Here is a 19,519-nt window from a genome sequence, read left to right as displayed (position 1 = left end):
CCGGGGCGGCTCCTCAAGATCAGGCCTTACTGAACGTTGGCGCCGACGACGCTATCCCAGCCGCTGACAACGGCGGCCTTGTTGGCGTCGACTTCTTCCAGCGTCGGGAAGTATGCCTTTTCGTAGGATTCAGCCGGCGGCAGAGCGTCGAGCAGCTCCTGAGGAACCTTGCCTGCCTTGACCATGGCGTTGAAGCGGGCCGGGTGGCAATAGCCCTTCAGCCAGGCGAGCTGACCTTCGTCGGAATACAGGTATTCCATCCACAGCTTGGCAGCATTCGGGTGCGGCGCGTAGGCCGAGATGCCCTGAACGTAGACGCCGGCCAGGACGCCCGAAGCGGGAACGACGACTTCGACCGGCGGGTTGCCGGCGAGTGTGTCCTTGGCGGCGAGAGCGTTGTAGTCCCACATGACGACGATCGGGGTGGCACCCTGTGCCAGCGTGCCGGACTTGCCGATAACCGGAACGAAGTTGCCGCCCTTGTTCATTTCGCCGAAGTACTTGAGACCGGCTTCACCGGCCTCCTTGCCAGCGGCAGCGCCGCTTGCCATGCCGGCGGCGAGAACGCCGAGGATGGCCTGGTTGGAAGCGCGCGGGTCACCGGCGAGCGCGACCTGACCGGCGTATTCCGGCTTCAGAAGGTCCGACCAGTCAGCCGGCGTGTTGGTCACGAGGTCCTTGTTCACCAGGAGCGACATGACGCCGTAATAGTCGCCGTACCAGTGGCCATCGGCGTCCTTGACGTTCTCCGGGATTTCGTCCCAGGTCGAGACCTTGTAGGGCTGCAGCAGGCCTTCGGCCTTCATCTGCGGGCCGAAGGCGAGACCGACGTCGACAACGTCAGGAGCCTGCGGACCCTTGTTGTCCTTGTTGGCCTTGATGGCTTCGACTTCGTCGGCCGAGCCCGCGTCGGGGTTCAGTTCGTTGACGGTGATTTCCGGGTACTTCTTCTTGAAGCCGTCAATCACGGCGCCGTAGCCGCACCAGTCGTGGGGCAGGGCGATCGTGGTCAGCATGCCTTCTTTCTTGGCAGCTTCAATCAGCTCGGCACTCGGTTCGGCATAAGCGACGGCGGAGCTCGCCATGACGAGGGCGGTCGTCATCGACAGGATTTTGCGAAGATTGTTCACTGTAGTTCTCCTCTGAGGTTGGCAGCGATGCGGTTGACTTAGGTGCGCTGTGTTATCGTTATATGACGGTTGACGGGGCCAGCTTTCTTTGTTTCCGAGCTGATGTCCGTCTCCGGTAAATCGGTCCTCCATGTCGACAGTTGTTCCTCAGCCGGGCTTTCTGAACAGGCGCGCCTGTTCAAACAGACCTTCGAGGGTATTCATGCGTTCGCGAGTCTCATCCCAGGACGAGCTCTGCACCGCTTCGATCAAGGCTTCGACGACAAACAGCGTCACCACCGAGCTGTCCCAGGCCGACGGTGCCTCGATATGAAGCTTGAAACTGTGCTTGGTATGCTGTGTCACGGGCGACATCCACTGGTCCGTGAAGACAATGATCTGCACGCCATTGGCGCGCGCGACCTCGGCCAGAGTGGTCAGATCGGCCTCGTAGCGCCTGATGTCGAAGATCACGAGAACGTCACCGTCCTGCATGTTCAGGACATGTTGTGGCCAGGAGCTGGCATTTGACGACATCAGGGTCGTTCGCGGGCGGATGACCTGCATATGCGTGAAAAAGTATTCGGCCAGTGCGCCCGTGATGCGTCCGCCGACGAAATAGACGCTGCGATGGCGGTCTCCGATCAGGCGGGCAGCTTCATCGAAGGTCGCCGTGCGCAATTCGCCCAAAGAGGCTCGCAGATTGGCCATCACGGCTTCGGCAAAGCGATTGAGGATATGGCGGTTTGGGGCGTTTGCCGCCCAGCGATCGTGCTTGGCGATCGGGTTGGAGATCGTCGCCTCGAGCTCCTGGTGAAGATGCGCCTGAAACTCCGGATACCCCTTGTAACCCAGTTTCTGCACCATGCGGGCAACCGTCGGGGTCGACACACCGGCATTTTCGGCCACGGTCGTGATGCTGCCCAGTCCGGAGACAGGGTAGTTCAGCAACAGGCTCTCGGCCAGTTGTCGTTCGGCACGCGTCAGCCCGTCGAAATGGGCATGAATCACGTCCGACACCGTCGTCGATGCGTTCATCAAGGACCGATGGACTCCCCTCAAGCCGGTCTAGCGCCAGCGTTTTCCGGATTAAGCCTCGCTGTCACAAATGAGTCAACCGGCCTTTGAAGAGAATTTTTCAGAAGTGGATTGACAGTCGCCCATTGGTGAAGAATTCTCTTCGGAATGATAAAGGGCCCTCGAGGCTCGGGGGAATTTGCAGCATGCTCTTGAGGTCGGAGATCCTGACATCGTCGGAAGATGACGCGGTCGCGTTGGAAAATGCGACGGCGCGCAGCGGGATCGTGCTCGTTTGTGAACACGCCTCATCTGCGCTGCCTGCCTCAGCTGGTGACCTCGGACTGTCGGCCGAGGCCTTGTCCAGCCATATCGCCTGGGATCCAGGCGCCCTTGCCATTGCTCGTCGTCTTTCCGAGAAGCTTGATGGCTTGCTCGTGCATCAACGTTTCTCGCGGTTGATCTATGACTGCAACCGCCCGCCGGAATCACCGGCAGCCATGCCGGAAAAGAGCGAGATCTACGAGATCCCCGGCAATCGCGAGTTGAGCCCGGCAGAGCGCTATGCCCGGACGGCAGCGCTCTACATTCCCTTCCATGACCGGATTTCGAGCGAGATCGCGCGTCTCCAGGATGAGGGGCAGCGGCCGGTCGTGGTGACGGTTCATACGTTCACGCCGGTCTATTTCGGCAAGCGGAGGGACGTCGAGATCGGCATCCTGCACGACATTGATGCCCGTCTTGCTGATGCCATGCTCGATGCTGCCTCAGGCGGTCCCTATCGGGTGGAGCGGAACACTCCTTACGGTCCAGAGGATGGCGTGACCCATACCCTTCGTCTGCATGCCGTCCCGCAGGGCTTCGCCAATGTGATGATCGAGGTTCGCAATGACCTCGTGGAAGACGTTGCGGGGATCGAGGCAATCTCCTCCTATCTCGCGGAGTTGATTTCCGGGGGGCTCCAAAGGGTCACATAAAGACGTCCAGCCGCCGCGAAAACCAAAAATCAATGAGGGAACGGATGCCGGCCTACGAGATGATGAAACGAGGACTGCGGAAGCGGTCCGGGCCGGCGGTGGCCTGATGCCGCAAGCCCTGCAGACCTATGTGCGCGTCGTCGACGCCTTCAATCGCCGTGTCGGGCGGATCGTCATGTATGGCGTCTTCGTCATGATGGGAATCCTTCTTTATTCATCCATTTCAAAGACCTTGTTCCTGCCCGCGAGCTGGACGCTGGAATTGGCGCAATTCGTGATGGCCGGCTATTATCTCCTGGGCGGTGCCTATTCGCTTCAGCTCGACAGCCATGTGCGCATGGATCTTCTCTACGGCCGCTGGTCGCCGAAGACGAAGGCAATCGTGGACGTGATCACGATCATGATGCTGTTCGTCTATCTGTTCTTCCTTCTGTGGGGCGGTGTGTCGAGCACGACCTACGCGCTGCAGTATAGCGAAACCAGCTATTCCTCCTGGTCACCCTACATGGCGCCAATCAAGATCGTCATGGTGATCGGCATTGTCCTCACCTTCCTGCAGGCGACCTCGATCTTCATCAAGGACCTTGCCATTGCCTTGGGGAGGCCGCTTGCATGACTGATTTCCTGAGCTACGAAATGATCGCGCTCCTGATGTTCTCGTCGATGATGATGTCGATGCTGACAGGGCAGCGTGTGTTCGCGACCATCGGTTTCGTCGGGGTCGTGGCGGCCGCCGTGCTCTGGGGCAATGGCGGCTTCGAAATGGGCTTCTCGGCCGGCATGAAGCTGATGAAGTGGTATCCGCTGCTGACGCTGCCGCTGTTCATCTACATGGGCTACATGCTCTCGGAATCCGGCATTGCGGAAGATCTCTACAAGGCCTTTCACGTCTGGTTCGGCGGCATGCCGGGCGGTCTCGCCGTGGGAACGATCGGGCTGATGGTCGTGATCTCGGCGATGAACGGTCTGTCGGTTGCCGGCATGGCGATCGGCGCGTCGATTGCGCTGCCGGAGCTTTTGCGCCGCGGCTACGACAAGATCATGGTCTCCGGTGTCATACAGGCGGGTAGCTCGCTCGGCATCCTGATCCCGCCGAGCGTGGTGCTCGTGCTTTACGGCATGATCGCGCGCCAGCCGGTGAGCCAGCTCTGGCTTGCAGGCGTCTTCCCGGGGCTGCTGCTCGCGACGCTATTCTGCATCTACATCATCATCCGCTGCCGTCTCAATCCCGCGCTCGGTCCCGCCCTTCCCAAGGAAGAGCGTGACATGCCGATGCGCGAGAAGCTCAAGCTGCTGCAGGCCGGCATCCTGCCGTTCCTCATCTTCTTCCTGATGATGGGGCTCTTCCTGATGGGCATTACCAGCCTCGTCGAGAGTTCGGCAGTCGGCGCGCTGGGGGCACTCTTTGCGGCCTGGTTCAAGGGGCGTCTTACGAAGGCGGTCTGGAACCGGGTGCTGGAGCAGACGCTCGGCATCTCCTGCATGTTCATGTGGATCATCCTGGCTGCGCTCTGCTTCGGCGCCGTGTTCGATGGGCTGGGTGCCGTCAGGGCAATCGAGAACCTGCTGGTCAACGATATCGGTCTTACCCCGTGGCAGATCCTGATCATGATGCAGCTGTCGTTCCTGGTGATGGGAGCCTTCCTCGACGATACGGCCATGCTTGTCATCGTCGCACCGCTCTACATCCCCCTGGTCGGGAAGCTCGATCTGGGCGTCGACAACGCGTTGATCTGGTACGGTGTGCTCTACACGATCACCTGCCAGATCGCCTACATGACCCCGCCCTTCGGCTATAATCTCTTCCTCATGAAGGCGATGGCGCCGCCCGACTTCCGGTTGATCGACATCTACCGTTCTGTGGTACCTTTTGTGTTGATCATGCTGTTCGGCATGGTGATCATCATGATCTTCCCGCAGATCGCCACATGGTTGCCAAGCCAGATCTATCTCAGAGGCTAGCGTTCGAATGACAAGAGGCTCGGCAAACGGGCCCGGCACCAGGACTACCCGCCGGACCTCAGGTCCTGCGGGCTTCAAGTGAAACGAAGAACAGAGGGAAACAACATGACCAACAGCAGACGTTCATTCCTGAAGACGGCCGCCATGGCGACCCCCGCCGTTCTGGCCGCGCCTTACGTCAAAGCCCAGAATGCCAAGATCACCTGGCGACTGCAGACCTATGCCGGTGCAGCGCTCGCCGAATTCGTCATCCGCCCGGCGGTCGATGCCTTCAACAAGGCAGCAAACGGCGAGATGGAAATCCAGCTCTACACCGCCGATCAGCTGGTTCCGACGGGGGAACTGTTCCGTGCCATGCAGGCCGGCACGATCGATGCCGTCCAGTCGGACGATGACTCGATGAACTCGCCGGTCGACATCAAGGTCTTCGGTGGCTACTTCCCGTTTGCTTCGCGCTACAGCCTCGACGTTCCGACGCTGTTCTACGAGTACGGCCTGGCCGAGATCTGGGACGAGGCTTATACGGAAGTCGGCGTCAAGTGGCTGTCGGCCGGCGCCTGGGATCCGTGCAACTTCGCCACCAACAAACCGATCACCAAGCTCGACGACCTCAAGGGCCTGCGCGTCTTCACCTTCCCGACGGCCGGCCAGTTCCTGTCGCAGTTCGGCGTCGTGCCAGTCACCATCCCGTTCGAGGACGTACCTGTTGCCATGCAGACCGGTGAGATCGACGCGATCGCCTGGTCGGGCATCACCGAGGTCTTCACCTCCGGCTGGGTCGACGTGACCAAGTACTTCCTGACCAACAACGTCTCCGGCGGCTGGGCAGGCTCGTTCTTCGCCAATGCCGACCGCTGGGCCGAGGTGCCGCCGCATCTGCAGACCTTGTGGCAGATGTGCATGGACAGCTCCCACTACAAGCGCCTGCACTGGTACTGGGGCGGCGAGGCACGCCTTCGTGCCGAAGGTGGCCGTCTGGAGCTCACCAGCATCCCGGATGCCGAGTGGAAGACGGTCGAGGATGCCGCGCATGTCTTCTGGGAAGAGGTCGCCAAGCAGACGCCACGCACCGGCAAGGTCGTGGAGATCCTGAAGAAGTACAATTCCGACATGGAAAAGGCCGGCAAGCCTTACCGCTACGGCTGATTGAACCGACATGGCGATCCGGCTCCGGCCGGGTCGCCTCCATAAACACAAGAGGCATGCGCCGATCGCCGCCCTGGGAACACCGAGATGACCACTTACACATTCGAAGATCTGAAAAAGGACGTCGCCGAGGGGCGCATCGACACGGTTCTGGCGTGTCAGGTCGACATGCAGGGCCGTTTGATGGGCAAGCGCTTTCAGGCCGAATTCTTCGTCGAGAGCGCCTGGAAGGAAACCCATAGCTGCAACTATCTGCTCGCCACCGACATGGAGATGGAAACCGTGTCCGGCTACAAGGCAACAAGCTGGGAAAAGGGCTATGGCGACTACACCATGAAGCCCGACCTTTCGACGCTGCGTCGCATCCCCTGGCTCGAAGGCACGGCGCTCGTTTTGTGCGACATGCTCGACCATGCCACCCATGCCGAAGTGCCGCATTCGCCACGCGCGATCCTGAAGAAGCAGGTCGCCCGCCTGGAAGCCATGGGCATGAAGGCCTTCATGGCCACCGAACTCGAATTCTTCCTTTTCGACCAGACTTATGACGAGGCGCGGCTTTCCGGCTATCGCGACCTGAAGATGGTCTCTGGCTACAACGAGGATTACCATATCTTCCAGACCACCAAGGAAGAGGGCGTGATGCGTGCGATCCGCAAGGGTCTGCAGGGTGCGGGCATCCCGGTCGAGAATTCCAAGGGGGAGGCCTCCGCCGGTCAGGAAGAGATCAATGTCCGCTATGCCGACGTGCTCACCATGGCCGACCGGCACGTGATCATCAAGAATGGCTGCAAGGAGATTGCCTGGTCGAAGGGCAAGGCCATCACCTTCCTGGCAAAGTGGCACTACAACGCCGCTGGTTCCTCCTCGCATATCCACCAGTCACTGTGGTCTGCCGACGGCAAGACGCCACTGTTCTTCGACAAGGACGGCGAATACGGAATGTCGGAGGTGATGCGGCATTACATGGCCGGATTGCTTGCCCATGCCGGCGATTTCACCTATTTCCTCGCGCCCTACATCAATAGCTATAAGCGCTTCGTTGCCGGCACATTTGCGCCGACGAAGGCGATCTGGTCGAAAGATAACCGCACTGCCGGCTACCGCTTGTGCGGCGAGGCGAGCAAGGGTATCCGCGTCGAGTGCCGTGTCGGCGGCTCGGACCTCAATCCGTATCTGGCCATGGCAGCGCTGCTGGCGGCCGGCATCGACGGGATCGAGAAGAAGATGGCGCTCGAGCCGGAATTCTCAGGCGATGCCTATGGCGCGCAGGGCGCCCGCGAAATTCCCCGGACGTTGCGGGCGGCGGCAGAGACGCTGCGCGGCTCGGCCATGCTGCGGGCCGCTTTTGGCGATGACGTGGTCGATCACTACGTTCGCGCAGCGGAGTGGGAACAGGAAGAATATGATCGCCGAATCACGGACTGGGAGGTTGCGCGCGGCTTCGAGCGGGCGTGACCAAAGGCGGCCTTGAGCCCGCCACGATCCCCGGCGTAAGGGTGGAAACAAGGACAGTGGCTGCGGCCGCTGTCATCTCGTTCTAGAACAACAGGAAGACGATCATGACCATGATCCAATGCATTTCGCCGATCGATGGATCGGTTTACGCTGAACGTCCCGCCATGTCGCTGGAAGCGGCGACCGAGGCTGTCGCCCGCGTCCGCAAGGCGCAGAAGGCCTGGGCCCGCAGGCCGCTTGAAGAGCGCGTCCAGCTCGTTCTGAAGGGTGTCGCCCGCATCAACGAGATGTCGGATGAAGTCGTGCCGGAACTCGCCCACATGATGGGCCGCCCGGTGCGCTATGGCGGCGAATACAAGGGTTTCAACGAGCGCTCCAATTATGTCGCAGCGATTGCCGCAGATGCGCTGGCGCCGCTGGTCGTGGAAGCCAGCAATAATTTCGAGCGTCGGATCGAACGCGAGCCGCATGGTGTCGTCTTCGTCATCGCTCCCTGGAACTATCCCTACATGACCGCGATCAACACGATCGCGCCGGCGCTGATGGCCGGCAACACCGTCGTCATCAAGCATGCGACGCAGACCCTGCTGGTCGGCGAGCGCATGGTCCGGGCCTTCGTCGAGGCTGGTGTTCCCGATGATGTCTTCATCAACCTCTTCCTTGACCACCAGACGACCTCGGCGCTGATTGCCGCCGGCAATTTCAACTTCATCAACTTCACCGGTTCGGTCGAAGGCGGGCGTTCGATCGAGCGGGCGGCTGCCGGAACCTTTGCAGGTCTCGGGCTTGAGCTTGGCGGCAAGGATCCCGGCTACGTGATGGAAGATGCCGATCTCGACGCGGCCGTCGACACGCTGATGGACGGCGCCACCTACAATTCCGGCCAGTGCTGCTGCGGCATCGAGCGCATCTATGTGCATGAAAGCCTCTACGACGCATTCGTGGAGAAGTCGGTTGCCTGGGTATCGAACTACAAGCTTGGAAATCCGCTCGATCCTGAAACCACGCTGGGGCCGATGGCCAACAAGCGTTTCGCCAAGGTTGTGCGCGAGCAGATCGCCGACGCCGTGTCCAAGGGTGCCAAGGCGCTGGTCGATCCCAAGCTCTTCCCGGCCGATGATGGTGGCGCCTATATCATGCCGCAGGTTCTCGTGAACGTCGATCATTCCATGGCCTTCATGAAGGACGAGACCTTTGGTCCGGCCGTCGGCATCATGAAGGTGAAGAGCGATGAGGAAGCTCTCGGCCTGATGAACGACAGCCCCTATGGCCTGACCGCCTCGCTGTGGACGCAGGACCCGGAACGGGCTGCCCGCATCGGCCGCGAAATCGAGACGGGTACCGTGTTCATGAACCGGGCCGACTATCTCGACCCGGCACTCTGCTGGACCGGCGTCAAGGAAACCGGCAAGGGCGGCTCGCTCTCCGTGCTCGGCTTCCAGAACCTCACCCGTCCAAAATCCTACCATCTGAAGAAAGTCACGAAATGAACATCGTCGCCAATTGGAGCTATCCCACCGCCATCAAGATGGGACGTGGCCGGATCAAGGAACTGGCGGACGCCTGCAAGTCTCTCGGCATGAAGAAGCCGCTTTTGATCACCGACCGGGGCCTGGCACCCATGGGGATCACGCAGACAGCTCTTGACGTCCTCGAAGAGGCCGGCCTCGGCCGCGCGTTGTTCGCCGATGTCGATCCGAACCCGAACGAGAAGAACCTCGAAGCCGGAATCAAGGCCTACAAGGACGGCGGCCATGACGGCGTTGTCGCCTTTGGCGGCGGCTCGGGCCTCGACCTTGGCAAGTGCGTTGCCTTCATGGCTGGCCAGACGCGGCCGGTCTGGGATTTCGAGGATATCGGTGACTGGTGGACGCGTGCGAACTCCGATGCCATCGCGCCGATCGTGGCCGTGCCGACCACCGCCGGGACCGGGTCGGAAGTCGGGCGCGCTTCGGTCATCACCAATTCTGAAACCCATGTGAAGAAGATCATCTTCCATCCGAAGTTCCTGCCGGGCGTCGTCATCTGCGACCCGGAACTGACGGTCGGCATGCCGAAAATGATCACGGCCGGCACTGGCATGGACGCATTTGCGCATTGCCTCGAAGCCTATTCCTCGCCCTTCTACCACCCCATGAGCCAGGGCATCGCGCTCGAAGGCATGCGGCTGGTCAAGGAGTTCCTGCCGCGCGCCTATCACGACGGCACCGACATCGAGGCCCGCACCAACATGATGTCGGCAGCGGCCATGGGTGCCACTGCCTTCCAGAAGGGGCTTGGTGCGATCCACGCGCTCTCGCATCCGATCGGCGCGGTCTACAACACGCATCACGGCATGACCAATGCGGTGGTGATGCCACCCGTGCTGAAGTTCAACCGCCATGTGATCGAGGACAGGATCGAGCGGGCTGCCGCCTATCTCGGCATTGCCGGCGGCTTCGACGGTTTCTACGACTACGTGCTCGCGTTGCGCGCCGAACTAAACGTGCCGGCCAACCTGACCGCCATGGGCATTGCAAACGACCGGATCGACGAACTCTCCGCCATGGCGATCGAAGATCCGAGCGCCGGGGGAAATCCGGTCAAGATGACGCTTGAGAATACCAAGCAGCTCTTCGCCGACTGCTTCTGATAGCAACGCGTGGAAATCCGGGGCTCTGCCACACGATGGCGGGGCCCCTTTTCATTTTACGGTTCCATTCAGTCCCCCCATTTCGAAACAGGAGCATTTTGATGTTTCGCCCACCCATGTCCGTCGCTCTGGCAGGTTTGATAGCCGGTATCTTCGTATTCCAGGCGGATGCCGCGACGGCAGAGAGCTTTTCGAGCTTGGTGAAGAAGGGCTATACCGTCGGCAAGATGAGCCAGGCAAAATCCGGTGCCTTGGGCTGGGTTCTCTCTGGCAAGGAGGGCAAGCAGTTCTGCAAGTCGAAGGTGAGCCTCGCTGTGGTCGACAAGAAGACCCTCGTCAGCATTCTCGCAAGCGGCCGCATGGTGAAGGTCGACCGCACCGCCTTCGAGGCTGGAATCGGTGGGCCGGATTCGACCATCCCCTTGCTGGTAGACCTGAAGGCAGGCCGAATCGAGCCGCAATATGTTGGAGCCTGCACACCGCTGCGTGGCTGATCCAGGCCTTGGTCCGGCGCATTCCTATCTGCGAATATACTAGGCTTTTCCGTCGCTTCTCCCCATTATGGGGGAGGGGTGGTGGTTGTGTGTTTCCGGTTTGTTAACCATGTTTGCGGCATGATGACTGCATAAGGCGCCGATGACGCAGGTTGCCAAAGAGCGATGAGCCGCTCGGATCCGACCTCCCAAGGAAACAGCATGCCAGTCATTTCTTTTGCCAATGCCAAGGGTGGTGCCGGCAAGACCACCGCAGCCCTCCTTCTCGCCACCGAACTGGCACATCAGGGATATCGCGTCGCCATCCTTGATGCCGATCCGCAGCGCTGGATCACCCAGTGGTTCGAGATCTCCGGTCCGCTCGGCAATATCGAGATCGTTTCCGAAGTGACCATCGCGTCGCTCCAGGGGCATATCCGCGAGCTTTCCCGCACGAGCGACTACATCATTATGGATCTCGCCGGTGCGCGTGACGCCATGGTCACCACAGCGATCGGACTTTCCGACCACGTGATGATTCCCGTTCAAGGCTGCGCCATGGATGCCAAGGGTGGCGCGCAGATCCTCGATCTGATCAAGCTGATGGAAGAAGCCGGAAATCTGGTCATCCCGCATTCGGTCGTCTTGACCCGCGTCACATCCATGGTGACCACACGGGCACTCCTGACCATCAAGGGGCTGCTGTCTGCCCGCGGCGTCAATGTCATCAACACGCCGATCGCCGAGCGCAGCGCTTACCGCGAGATCTTCGACTGTGGTGGCACGTTGTATTCGATGGATGCAGCGAAGATCAGCAATCTCGACAAGGCCAAGGAAAACGCCAAGTCGTTTGCCTCCGAGGTGATGCGCCTGCTGCCGGTCAAGGTCATCCGCTCCAGCGAACCGCGTCGCCTGTTCCGGCTGGTGCGGTCTGCAGCCTGAGGACATCGCGCCCAATTCCCGAAACCAAAAAAGACCGCCGGTGATGCCGGCGGTCTTTTTTTGTGTGGTTGGTTGACGCCCAATTGCAAGACGTGAGGACGCGAAATCGCTCTTGGCTACTCGACGAATTCCACCGTCACACCGGCCTTGACCATCTTGGCAAGTTCGGTCGCGTCCCAGTTGGTCAGGCGAATACAGCCATGGCTCTGGGTGCGGCCGATTTTCGACGGTTCCGGCGTGCCGTGGATGCCATAGGTGGGTTTGGACAGCGCGAGCCAGACCGTGCCGACCGGGCCGTTGGGACCTGGCGGAATCTGCAGGACCTGGGTGTTGTTGCCCTGCTGGAAATTGACCTTCGGATTGTATGTGTAGCCCGGGTTGAGCGCGATGCGTTCGATCGTCACCGTGCCAGACGGCGAGGGCGTGTCGGCTGAGCCGATGCTGGCCGGATAGGCGGCAACGAGGTTGCCGTCCTCGCCATAGGCTAAGACCTGCTTGAGCCCCTTATTGGCAACGATCCGGGCAACATTCCCCTTCTTGGCCGGTCCGGGCTCGACCACCTTGATGATCGTTCCGGGAATCGAGAAGTCGACCCCCGGATTCAACTCGCGCAGATAGTCTTCGTCCATGTGGAAACGCTCGGCCAGCATTTCTGCGGTCGAGGTATAGGAGAGGGCCGGCAGTTGCGCCTTGTGGGCGTAGTCATCAGGGATCGACGCGACATAGGGGCCTGCTGCGTCGCCGGCCGTGATCGTGTAATTGTTGATCGCGAGGCCGCCGGACAAGCGCAGGCGCTCCAGGATATCCTCGGCATTGTTCGGGTCGAGCGTTTCGCCGGTAATCTGCTCCCAGGCCACGATCGCCTTGTTGACATTCTGGCCCATCTTGCCGTCGATCACGCCGGGCGACACGCCTTCGCGATCGAGAAAGACCTGTAGTGCCGTGATCTCCAGTCGTGACAGGTTGCTCTTCACCGGGATGTCCGGTGTCACGGTTCGCGCAGGAGTGTTGTCCGCAGGAAGAGGCAGGTCCGGACCGCCATAGGGCATGTCCTGCGGCATCTGGTCGATCGGCACCTGATCACCCGGCATCGCATCGGGAATCGAGGCGGTGGTGACGTCGTCGTCCCAGCCGCGCGGGGCAGCCCAGGGATCCTGATAGGGATCGTTCACGCCCGGCAGGCCGCGATTTCCGCCACGGTTCTGGGGCGGGTAGTAGCTCTCGGCGGGAATTTCGATCGCGACGAGATTACCTCTCCGGTCGATGAGAACGGTGCGGCCCATGCGGTCACGGCTGATGACGACTTCGCCAACTTCCGGCACATAGTCGAGAATATCGCCTTCCGGCGAGATCAGCAGGGTGTGCGAGTTGCGATCGCCATAGACGGATTGCGCCCAGGCGGGGGGCGCCAATGCAAGTGGAGCGGCGGTCAAAACCGCCAATACCAAGCCAGAATTCCTGAAGTCGAACACGATGCGGTTTCCTCGTCTGAATCGGCGACAAACGCGAGAAATTTGACACTAATGTGGAAAAGGTGAATTCATAATGAATATTGAGTTAACTCGCTGTGGGGGCGGACGAGAAGAACCGGCGTCGATGCAGGGCGGCATCACCGGTTCGAGGGGGGGAAATGCAGGAACGACTGAGGATGGAGGCCTTCATGCCGTTCAGGCTGCTGCGCGTGGCCGAGAGCGTCGATAATGGCTTCACACAGTTCTGTGGCCCGGAAGACGAGCTGTCCTGGTCGGAATGGCAGGTTCTCTGGTCGCTCGGTGAGCGCAGTCCCACGACGGCAAAGGCGATCTCCGGTCATTCCGGCCTTTCCAAGACCAAGATCAGCCGAGCGGTGAAGGTTCTGGAAGACAAGGGTTACCTGATGCGTCGGAAAGACCGGTCGGACCGTCGATTCGAACTGTTGACGCTGACGTCTGATGGCCAGCAGAGATTCGAGCGGCTGGCCGAAGAAGCCGCGGCCTTTCAACGCTGGCTTGAGCGCAGTGTGAACAGCGATTATCTGTCCTCGCTCGACAGCGGACTCGTCGGCCTTGAGGATCTCATCTTGATCGGCCATCTCCGAGCTCCGCAGCGGCAGGCCGAGGAACCTATTGCATGATCATGTTTTCCGGTCCCAGGGGACCGCGTCTATCCCTCGACGAAGGCTCGGTGTTCGATATCGGGTCTTGCGTGGTGGACGGTATCGATCTCGCTCCCGGGCGGGCGATCCCCGATGACGGCGATCCGCGGATCGACCATTCGCTCGAAGGTTTCCTCTTCACCTGCGGGCCGGATCATATTCGCCACCGCGCGCCGGTGGCCGGGGCTGACGCTTTTTACCCGCTGCATGGCTCCTTGTCCGCGAACGCGGCTCATTCGATCGACATCGCGATGGACGGGGATGATTGCCTCGCCCGGGCGGTCGTCGATGTGGAGCTTGCCGCCGGCGGAAGGGCGCAACTGCGGCGGCAGTGGCGGCTCAAGGGCGAGAGCGGCGAGGTGCAACTCGCCGACACGGTGGTCAATATCGGCGATACGGCTTTTCCGACATTCCTCATGTATCACATGAACCTTGGTGCGAAGCACTTCGATGCCGGTACGCGCCTCGAGGGGGCGATGCTGGACAGCGGCGGGCTTGCCTGGGCCTTCGGCGAGGGGGATGGCGGCATTTTCTGCGTGCCGGCTGGGCATGGCGGCTGGGCGGAGTTGAGGCTCGGTCCAATCGCGGTGATCGGCGGAAAGCGGCTGAAAGTGCGGTTCCGGACGGATACGCTGCCACATCTGCAAGTTTGGCGAAATCAGAAGGCGCCGGCCCATGTGCTCGGGATCGAGCCGGTCTCGCATCGATTGGCCGATCGTGCCGACCTGGAGGCGGGCGGCGAATTCGACATTTTGCAGCCGGGCGACAGTCGCGACTATGGGCTGGCGTTTTCCTTCGTTTGAGGTGGCACTGCATGGCCGGCCGCATTGACGGTCAAGGATGCCCGTCGTAGATGTTTGGCCCACGGAATTGACGAGGAGCCCCGATGAACATCCGCCAGATCAACGAGGAATATTCGGTTAGTGGCCAGATCACGGTCGAGGAGGTCGACGAGATCAAGGCGCTCGGCTTCAAGTCGATCGTTTGCCATCGTCCGGATGGCGAGGAGATGGGCCAGCCGGAATTCGCAGCCGTCGCCAAGCGCGCGGAAGAACTCGGGTTGAAGATCGCGCATGTGCCTGTGGGCCCGATGGGTGTCACGCCGGATGCGGTTGCAGGCATGGTGGATGCGCTCGACGACTTCGAACGGCCCATGCTTGGCTATTGCCGTTCGGGTGCGCGTTCGACTGCGACCTACGAGCACGCGCAGCGCCAGCGGGGCTGACCTTTCATCTCCATTACCCGTGGCCGGGCCATCGCGTCCGGCCCGTTCGTTTTTCAAACCAGCCTCAAGCAGGAGATTTCCCATGAGCATCAAGCGTATCGAACCCGGCAAGCGCATGAGCGGCGCGGTCGTTCACGGCAATACCGTCTATCTCGCCGGCCAGGTGGGTGAGGGCTCGACCGTCACCGAACAGTCGAAGTCGGCGCTTGCAGAAGTCGACCGCCTGCTGGCCGCTGCCGGTTCGGACAAGTCGAAGATCCTGCAGACGATCATCTATCTCTCCGACATGTCGAATTTCGCCGAGATGAACGCCGTCTGGGAAGGCTGGGTCGACCCGGCCAACCCGCCGGCCCGTGCCACCAGCGGCGCGCCGCTCGCGACGCCTGACTATCTGGTCGAGTTCATCGTCACGGCTGCTCTCTGATTTTCAGAGCGCAATCATAATACGAAAAGGCCGGGAGCGATCCCGGCCTTTTCTCTTTGCAGTTCAATGGTCTGTCACGCCCTGTTGCGAATTTGAGTCAAGGTGCGCGTCGGCGTGATCGCTTCCGGATCAAGCTTGATCTCAATGATCGCAGGCTTTCCGCTCGCCCGGGCGCGCAGGAAGGCGGGGGCGAAGTCTTCCGTTTTCTCGACGGTTTCGCCGTGGCCGCCATAGGCCCTGGCAAGGGCCGCGAAGTCGGGATTGGTCAGGTCGGTGGCGCTGACCCGACCGGGATATTCACGCTCCTGGTGCATGCGGATCGTGCCATAGATGCCGTTGTTGATCACGAGCGTGATGATCGGCAGGTTGTAGCGCATGGCGGTCGCAAATTCCTGGCCATGCATCATGAAGCAGCCATCACCGGCAAAGCAGACGACTTCGCGCTCGGGAAAGAGCTGCTTGGCAGCGACGGCCGCCGGCAGGCCGTAGCCCATCGAGCCTGAGGTGGGGGCGGCCTGGGTGTTGAAGGCCTGGAAGCGGTGGAAACGGTGCAGCCAGGTCGCATAGTTGCCAGCGCCGTTTGTGAAGATTGTGTCCTTCGCCGTGTTGTCCTCGATCCACTCCATGATCTCGCCCATCTGCACCGGGCCAGGACTCGACTTCGGCGGGGTCGACCAGGCGAGGTATGCGGCATGCATTGCCTCGGTGCGGTCGGCCCAGACCGGGGCCGTGGGCGCATCAAGGCTGGCGAGGGCTGAGACGAACTCGTCGGGCGCGGCACAGATGGCAAGATCGGCGCGGTAGACGCGGCCGAGTTCGGACGGGTCCGGGTGCACGTGAACGAGTTTTTGCGCCGGGCAGGGGATGTCCATCAGCGTGTAGGAGGAGGAGGGCATTTCGGAGAAGCGGCTGCCGAGCAGGATCAGCAGGTCGGCTTCCTTCACTTCTTTCGCCAGCGCCGGGTTGATGCCGATGCCGACATCGCCGGCATATGACGGATGCAGGTGGTCGAAGAGCATCTGGCGACGGAAGGAGCAGCCGACCGGCAGCTTGAACTTTTCCGCAAAGGCCTGGATGCCGGCGACGGAGGCCTCGCTCCAGCGGGTGCCGCCGAGCACGACCATGGGGCGCTTGGCGGTTTTCAGCATCTCGCCGAGGGCGGCGATCTGGCTGGGACCGGGATGCGCCTCGACCGGGGTGTAAGCCTTGGCCTGCGGGGCATCGACCTCGTCGAGCAGCATGTCCTCGGGCAGTGTCAGGACGACCGGGCCGGGGCGACCTGAGGTTGCGACGGCAAAGGCCCGGGTGACGAATTCCGGGATGCGGCGGGCATCATCGATCTCGCCGACCCATTTGGCGAATTCGGTAAAGGCACGGCGATACTCGACTTCCTGGAAGGCTTCTCGCTCCTTCATGTCACGACCGATCTGACCGATGAAGAGGATCATCGGGATCGAATCCTGTTTTGCGACATGCAGGCCGGCAGAAGCGTTGGTGGCGCCCGGACCGCGCGTCACCATACAGATCCCGGGCTTGCCGGTGAGGCGGCCCCAGGTGTCCGCCATCATTGCGGCGCCGCCTTCCTGGCGGCAGACCAGCGTCTCGATGCCGCTGTCTTTCAGCGCGTCGAGCACGGCGAGATAACTTTCGCCGGGAACGCAGGAAACGCGCTCGACGCCATTTGCCTTGAGTGCTTCGACGATCAGCGCTCCGCCGGTTCTCTTCATTGCGTCTTCCTTTCCAGCTCGGCCAGTTCGGCCAGGATTTCTTCGCCGTGCTCGCCGATACGCGGGCTCGGGCGCTCGTAGCGCAGGGGGGTCTCGGAGAGCACGATCGGCGTGCGCACGCTCGGGATCGCAGTGCCCTTGTCGTCGGCGAGGTCGATCTTCAGGCCGCGCGCCTGTATCTGAGGATCGGCGAACATTTCCTCGATCGAGTTGATCGGCCCGGCAGGCACCGCATTCGCCTCACAGGCGGTAAGCAAGTCGCGCTTCTGCCACTTTACTGTCTCGGCGGTCACGGTCGCGCGGACATCGACCTTGTGGGCGACGCGGGCCTTGTTGGTGGCAAAGCGCTCGTCTTCGGCGATCGCCGGGATGCCCAGAATCGTGCAGAGGCGCCTGAACTGCCCGTCATTCCCGACGGCGAGGATCAGGTGACCGTCGGCGGTGGGGACCACTTCATAGGGGCTGATATTGGGATGGGCATTGCCGAGCCGCGTCGGCGGCTTGCCCGAGATCAGATAGTTCATGTTCTGGTTGGCGAGTACGGCCGACATCACGTCGAGCAGCGCCATATCGACGAATTGGCCCTGACCTTTCTTCATCACGTGAATGATGGCAGCCTGGATCGCGGTTACGGCATAGATGCCGGTGAAGATGTCGGCGATGGCGACGCCCGCCTTCATCGGTTCTCCGTCCTTTTCGCCCGTAATCGACATGAAGCCGGACATGCCCTGGACGATGTAGTCATAGCCGGCGAAATCGGCGTAGGGGCCGTTCTGGCCGAAGCCTGTGATCGAGCAATAGACGAGCTTCGGGTTGACGGCTTTCAGGCTCTCGTAGTCGAGGCCATATTTCTCAAGACCGCCGCGCTTGAAGTTCTCGATGACGACATCAGCGGAAGCGCAGAGACGGCGGACGATGTCCTGGCCTTCCGGCGTTTTCAGATCGATGGCTATCGAGCGCTTGTTGCGGTTGGTCGAATGGTAATAAGCGGCCGAAAGGTTTTCGCCATCGTCGCCCGTCACGAAGGGGGGACCCCAGGCGCGGGTGTCATCGCCGCCGTCTGGGTTTTCCACCTTGATCACGTCGGCCCCGAGATCGGCCAGCATCTGGCCCGCCCAGGGGCCGGCGAGCACACGGGCGAGTTCGATCACGCGGATGCCGGCAAGCGGTGACGGGGCGGAGGGTTTGGCGGTCATGCGCGATCCTGTGAGCTGTCGTCAGGCCTGCGGATCCGACGCTCTCGGATCGTTTGCCATGACAAGAACTGCTGTCAGTTGAGCTATAGTGCCGGTTTTTGGTCTCCGCACCTGATATTCTCTCATGGCATCATTCCGTTTCGGCAAGAGATCGCCTGTCAGGGGGAGAGACTGCCGAGCCATGTCAGAAAATCGCCAACAGCTTTTTCACGGCCGATCTCGTTCAGCGTCTCGTGGCGCATGCCTTCATAGACAGTGGCATCGACATCCGTCATGCCGGCATCCAGCATGCGCTGGCCGAGCCAGCGGATCTCGCGGCCCTTGTTGGTCGCAGGATCCTCGGCGCCACCGACGAGATAGACCGGAAGCCGCGGTGGCAGTCGGGCAAGGCGTTCCGCGTCGGCTCCGGCAAAGGTGAAGCGGAAAATGTCGCGCCACATCGAGACACTGGCGTCGAAGCCGCAGAGGGGGTCGGCAATATAGGCGTCCACCTCTTTCGGATCATGCGACAGCCAGTCGAAGGCCGTGCGGTGACCCGGGATGGCGCGGCCCCAGGCAGCGAAGGTTGCCTTCGGCAGGACCAGCGACGGGACATCCGAGCCCTTCAGCATCTGTTCGAGATAAAGGACGCCCTGGGCGAAGCGCCCCGCAAGTCCGGGATTGAAATTGGAGTTCCAGATCGACAGCGCGTGGAAGGCCTGAGGGTTCTCAATCGCCACATTCAGTGCGATCAGGCCACCCATGGAATGGCCGAAAAGTATGATCGGCAGTCCGGGATGCGCGCTGCTCGCGAGATCTCGCATCGCAACCACGTCGGCGATGGCCTTGGCATAGCCGTTCTTGCGCGCAAAAAGCCCAAGGCTTGCGTCCGCAGCCGTGGTCTCGCCATGGCCGCGATGGTCATGGGCATAGACGTGATAGCCGTGCGCAGCCAGCGCTTCGGCAAAAGCGCGGTAGCGGCGGGAATGTTCGGCAAGGCCATGACAGACGATGACGATGCCACGCGGGGCAGTCTCAGACTGTTGATGATGATAGGCGAGACGGGCGCCGGTCGGCGACTGGTGAAAATTCAGATCTGAAAACATTCGGTTCTCCCTTGG

Annotated in this window: 19 protein-coding genes; 13 read left to right on the top strand and 6 right to left on the bottom strand. The window is 61.3% G+C overall.

Going from position 1 to position 19,519, the window contains the following annotated elements:
- Positions 1–26 precede the first annotated feature (26 nt).
- Positions 27–1,103, bottom strand: coding sequence for an ABC transporter substrate-binding protein (locus tag QTL56_RS06850; protein WP_245136648.1), 1,077 nt, complete (start codon positions 1,101–1,103; stop codon positions 27–29).
- A 174-nt stretch (positions 1,104–1,277) separates the two neighbouring features.
- The gene (locus QTL56_RS06845) at positions 1,278–2,150 is read right to left on the bottom strand and encodes a MurR/RpiR family transcriptional regulator (RefSeq protein WP_245136531.1); all 873 of its coding nucleotides are present in this window, start codon (positions 2,148–2,150) and stop codon (positions 1,278–1,280) included.
- A gap of 182 nt (positions 2,151–2,332) precedes the next feature.
- Between QTL56_RS06845 and QTL56_RS06840 the strand changes: the two genes are divergently transcribed.
- The 9 genes from QTL56_RS06840 (at position 2,333) to QTL56_RS06800 (ending at position 11,713) form a co-directional block, all read left to right on the top strand.
- On the top strand, positions 2,333–3,103 hold the full coding sequence (locus QTL56_RS06840) for an N-formylglutamate amidohydrolase (protein WP_245136532.1): 771 nt from the start codon (positions 2,333–2,335) through the stop codon (positions 3,101–3,103).
- 106 nt (positions 3,104–3,209) lie between these two features.
- Positions 3,210–3,719, top strand: a complete 510-nt coding sequence (locus QTL56_RS06835; protein WP_245136533.1) for a TRAP transporter small permease subunit — start codon at positions 3,210–3,212, stop codon at positions 3,717–3,719.
- Positions 3,720–3,727: 8 nt separating this feature from the next.
- Positions 3,728–5,065 carry a TRAP transporter large permease gene (locus QTL56_RS06830; protein WP_245136649.1) on the top strand — a complete coding sequence of 446 codons (1,338 nt, stop codon included), beginning with the start codon at positions 3,728–3,730 and terminating at the stop codon, positions 5,063–5,065.
- A gap of 105 nt (positions 5,066–5,170) precedes the next feature.
- Complete coding sequence (locus QTL56_RS06825; protein WP_229576860.1) at positions 5,171–6,211, top strand: TRAP transporter substrate-binding protein; 1,041 nt, start codon at positions 5,171–5,173, stop codon at positions 6,209–6,211.
- Positions 6,212–6,298: 87 nt separating this feature from the next.
- Entirely contained in the window at positions 6,299–7,666 is a 1,368-nt protein-coding gene (locus QTL56_RS06820) for a glutamine synthetase family protein (RefSeq protein WP_229576859.1), read from the top strand.
- 104 nt (positions 7,667–7,770) lie between these two features.
- On the top strand, positions 7,771–9,156 hold the full coding sequence (locus tag QTL56_RS06815; protein WP_245136534.1) for an aldehyde dehydrogenase family protein: 1,386 nt from the start codon (positions 7,771–7,773) through the stop codon (positions 9,154–9,156).
- Entirely contained in the window at positions 9,153–10,298 is a 1,146-nt protein-coding gene (locus QTL56_RS06810; RefSeq protein WP_229576857.1) for an iron-containing alcohol dehydrogenase, read from the top strand. Before QTL56_RS06815 ends, QTL56_RS06810 begins: the two co-directional genes overlap by 4 nt.
- Before the next feature lie 101 nt (positions 10,299–10,399).
- Positions 10,400–10,792 carry a hypothetical protein gene (locus tag QTL56_RS06805; protein WP_245136535.1) on the top strand — a complete coding sequence of 131 codons (393 nt, stop codon included), beginning with the start codon at positions 10,400–10,402 and terminating at the stop codon, positions 10,790–10,792.
- A 201-nt stretch (positions 10,793–10,993) separates the two neighbouring features.
- Positions 10,994–11,713: an AAA family ATPase gene (locus QTL56_RS06800; protein WP_245136536.1), complete on the top strand. Its 720-nt coding sequence runs from the start codon at positions 10,994–10,996 to the stop codon at positions 11,711–11,713.
- 116 nt (positions 11,714–11,829) lie between these two features.
- Here QTL56_RS06800 and QTL56_RS06795 read toward each other — a convergent pair whose 3' ends face one another.
- The gene (locus tag QTL56_RS06795; protein WP_245136537.1) at positions 11,830–13,185 is read right to left on the bottom strand and encodes a L,D-transpeptidase; all 1,356 of its coding nucleotides are present in this window, start codon (positions 13,183–13,185) and stop codon (positions 11,830–11,832) included.
- A gap of 188 nt (positions 13,186–13,373) precedes the next feature.
- Here QTL56_RS06795 and QTL56_RS06790 point away from each other — a divergent pair, with 188 nt between their 5' ends.
- The 4 genes from QTL56_RS06790 to QTL56_RS06775 all read left to right on the top strand — a co-directional run bounded on the left by QTL56_RS06790 (position 13,374) and on the right by QTL56_RS06775 (position 15,496).
- Positions 13,374–13,826 carry a MarR family winged helix-turn-helix transcriptional regulator gene (locus tag QTL56_RS06790; protein ID WP_245136538.1) on the top strand — a complete coding sequence of 151 codons (453 nt, stop codon included), beginning with the start codon at positions 13,374–13,376 and terminating at the stop codon, positions 13,824–13,826.
- Positions 13,823–14,650 (top strand): DUF4432 family protein, encoded by an 828-nt coding sequence (locus tag QTL56_RS06785; protein WP_245136539.1) that lies wholly within the window; start codon positions 13,823–13,825, stop codon positions 14,648–14,650. The genes QTL56_RS06790 and QTL56_RS06785 overlap by 4 nt, the downstream gene beginning before the upstream one ends.
- Before the next feature lie 83 nt (positions 14,651–14,733).
- On the top strand, positions 14,734–15,072 hold the full coding sequence (locus QTL56_RS06780) for a protein tyrosine phosphatase family protein (RefSeq protein ID WP_245136540.1): 339 nt from the start codon (positions 14,734–14,736) through the stop codon (positions 15,070–15,072).
- 82 nt (positions 15,073–15,154) lie between these two features.
- On the top strand, positions 15,155–15,496 hold the full coding sequence (locus tag QTL56_RS06775) for a RidA family protein (protein WP_245136541.1): 342 nt from the start codon (positions 15,155–15,157) through the stop codon (positions 15,494–15,496).
- Positions 15,497–15,570: 74 nt separating this feature from the next.
- On the opposite strand, the gene QTL56_RS06770 is transcribed toward QTL56_RS06775, so the two are convergent.
- The 3 genes from QTL56_RS06770 to QTL56_RS06760 form a co-directional block, all read right to left on the bottom strand.
- Positions 15,571–17,223, bottom strand: coding sequence for a thiamine pyrophosphate-binding protein (locus QTL56_RS06770; protein WP_245136542.1), 1,653 nt, complete (start codon positions 17,221–17,223; stop codon positions 15,571–15,573).
- Entirely contained in the window at positions 17,220–18,419 is a 1,200-nt protein-coding gene (gene caiB / locus QTL56_RS06765) for a succinate--glutarate CoA-transferase (protein ID WP_245136543.1), read from the bottom strand. Before caiB ends, QTL56_RS06770 begins: the two co-directional genes overlap by 4 nt.
- Before the next feature lie 158 nt (positions 18,420–18,577).
- Entirely contained in the window at positions 18,578–19,504 is a 927-nt protein-coding gene (locus QTL56_RS06760; protein ID WP_245136544.1) for an alpha/beta hydrolase, read from the bottom strand.
- Positions 19,505–19,519: the final 15 nt, after the last annotated feature.

This window comes from Peteryoungia algae (assembly GCF_030369675.1).
GTDB lineage: Bacteria > Pseudomonadota > Alphaproteobacteria > Rhizobiales > Rhizobiaceae > Allorhizobium > Allorhizobium algae.
This window is presented reverse-complemented; position numbering and strand designations above follow the sequence as displayed.

Coding starts and splice junctions, on each gene's coding strand:
- QTL56_RS06785 (WP_245136539.1), top strand. CDS start 13,823: ATGATCATGTTTTCCGGTCCCAGGGGACCGCGTCTATCCCTCGACGAA.
- QTL56_RS06835 (WP_245136533.1), top strand. CDS start 3,210: ATGCCGCAAGCCCTGCAGACCTATGTGCGCGTCGTCGACGCCTTCAAT.
- QTL56_RS06815 (WP_245136534.1), top strand. CDS start 7,771: ATGACCATGATCCAATGCATTTCGCCGATCGATGGATCGGTTTACGCT.
- QTL56_RS06820 (WP_229576859.1), top strand. CDS start 6,299: ATGACCACTTACACATTCGAAGATCTGAAAAAGGACGTCGCCGAGGGG.
- QTL56_RS06770 (WP_245136542.1), bottom strand. CDS start 17,223: ATGAAGAGAACCGGCGGAGCGCTGATCGTCGAAGCACTCAAGGCAAAT.
- QTL56_RS06760 (WP_245136544.1), bottom strand. CDS start 19,504: ATGTTTTCAGATCTGAATTTTCACCAGTCGCCGACCGGCGCCCGTCTC.
- QTL56_RS06840 (WP_245136532.1), top strand. CDS start 2,333: ATGCTCTTGAGGTCGGAGATCCTGACATCGTCGGAAGATGACGCGGTC.
- QTL56_RS06850 (WP_245136648.1), bottom strand. CDS start 1,103: ATGACGACCGCCCTCGTCATGGCGAGCTCCGCCGTCGCTTATGCCGAA.
- QTL56_RS06800 (WP_245136536.1), top strand. CDS start 10,994: ATGCCAGTCATTTCTTTTGCCAATGCCAAGGGTGGTGCCGGCAAGACC.
- QTL56_RS06790 (WP_245136538.1), top strand. CDS start 13,374: ATGCCGTTCAGGCTGCTGCGCGTGGCCGAGAGCGTCGATAATGGCTTC.
- QTL56_RS06780 (WP_245136540.1), top strand. CDS start 14,734: ATGAACATCCGCCAGATCAACGAGGAATATTCGGTTAGTGGCCAGATC.
- caiB (WP_245136543.1), bottom strand. CDS start 18,419: ATGACCGCCAAACCCTCCGCCCCGTCACCGCTTGCCGGCATCCGCGTG.
- QTL56_RS06805 (WP_245136535.1), top strand. CDS start 10,400: ATGTTTCGCCCACCCATGTCCGTCGCTCTGGCAGGTTTGATAGCCGGT.
- QTL56_RS06825 (WP_229576860.1), top strand. CDS start 5,171: ATGACCAACAGCAGACGTTCATTCCTGAAGACGGCCGCCATGGCGACC.
- QTL56_RS06775 (WP_245136541.1), top strand. CDS start 15,155: ATGAGCATCAAGCGTATCGAACCCGGCAAGCGCATGAGCGGCGCGGTC.
- QTL56_RS06810 (WP_229576857.1), top strand. CDS start 9,153: ATGAACATCGTCGCCAATTGGAGCTATCCCACCGCCATCAAGATGGGA.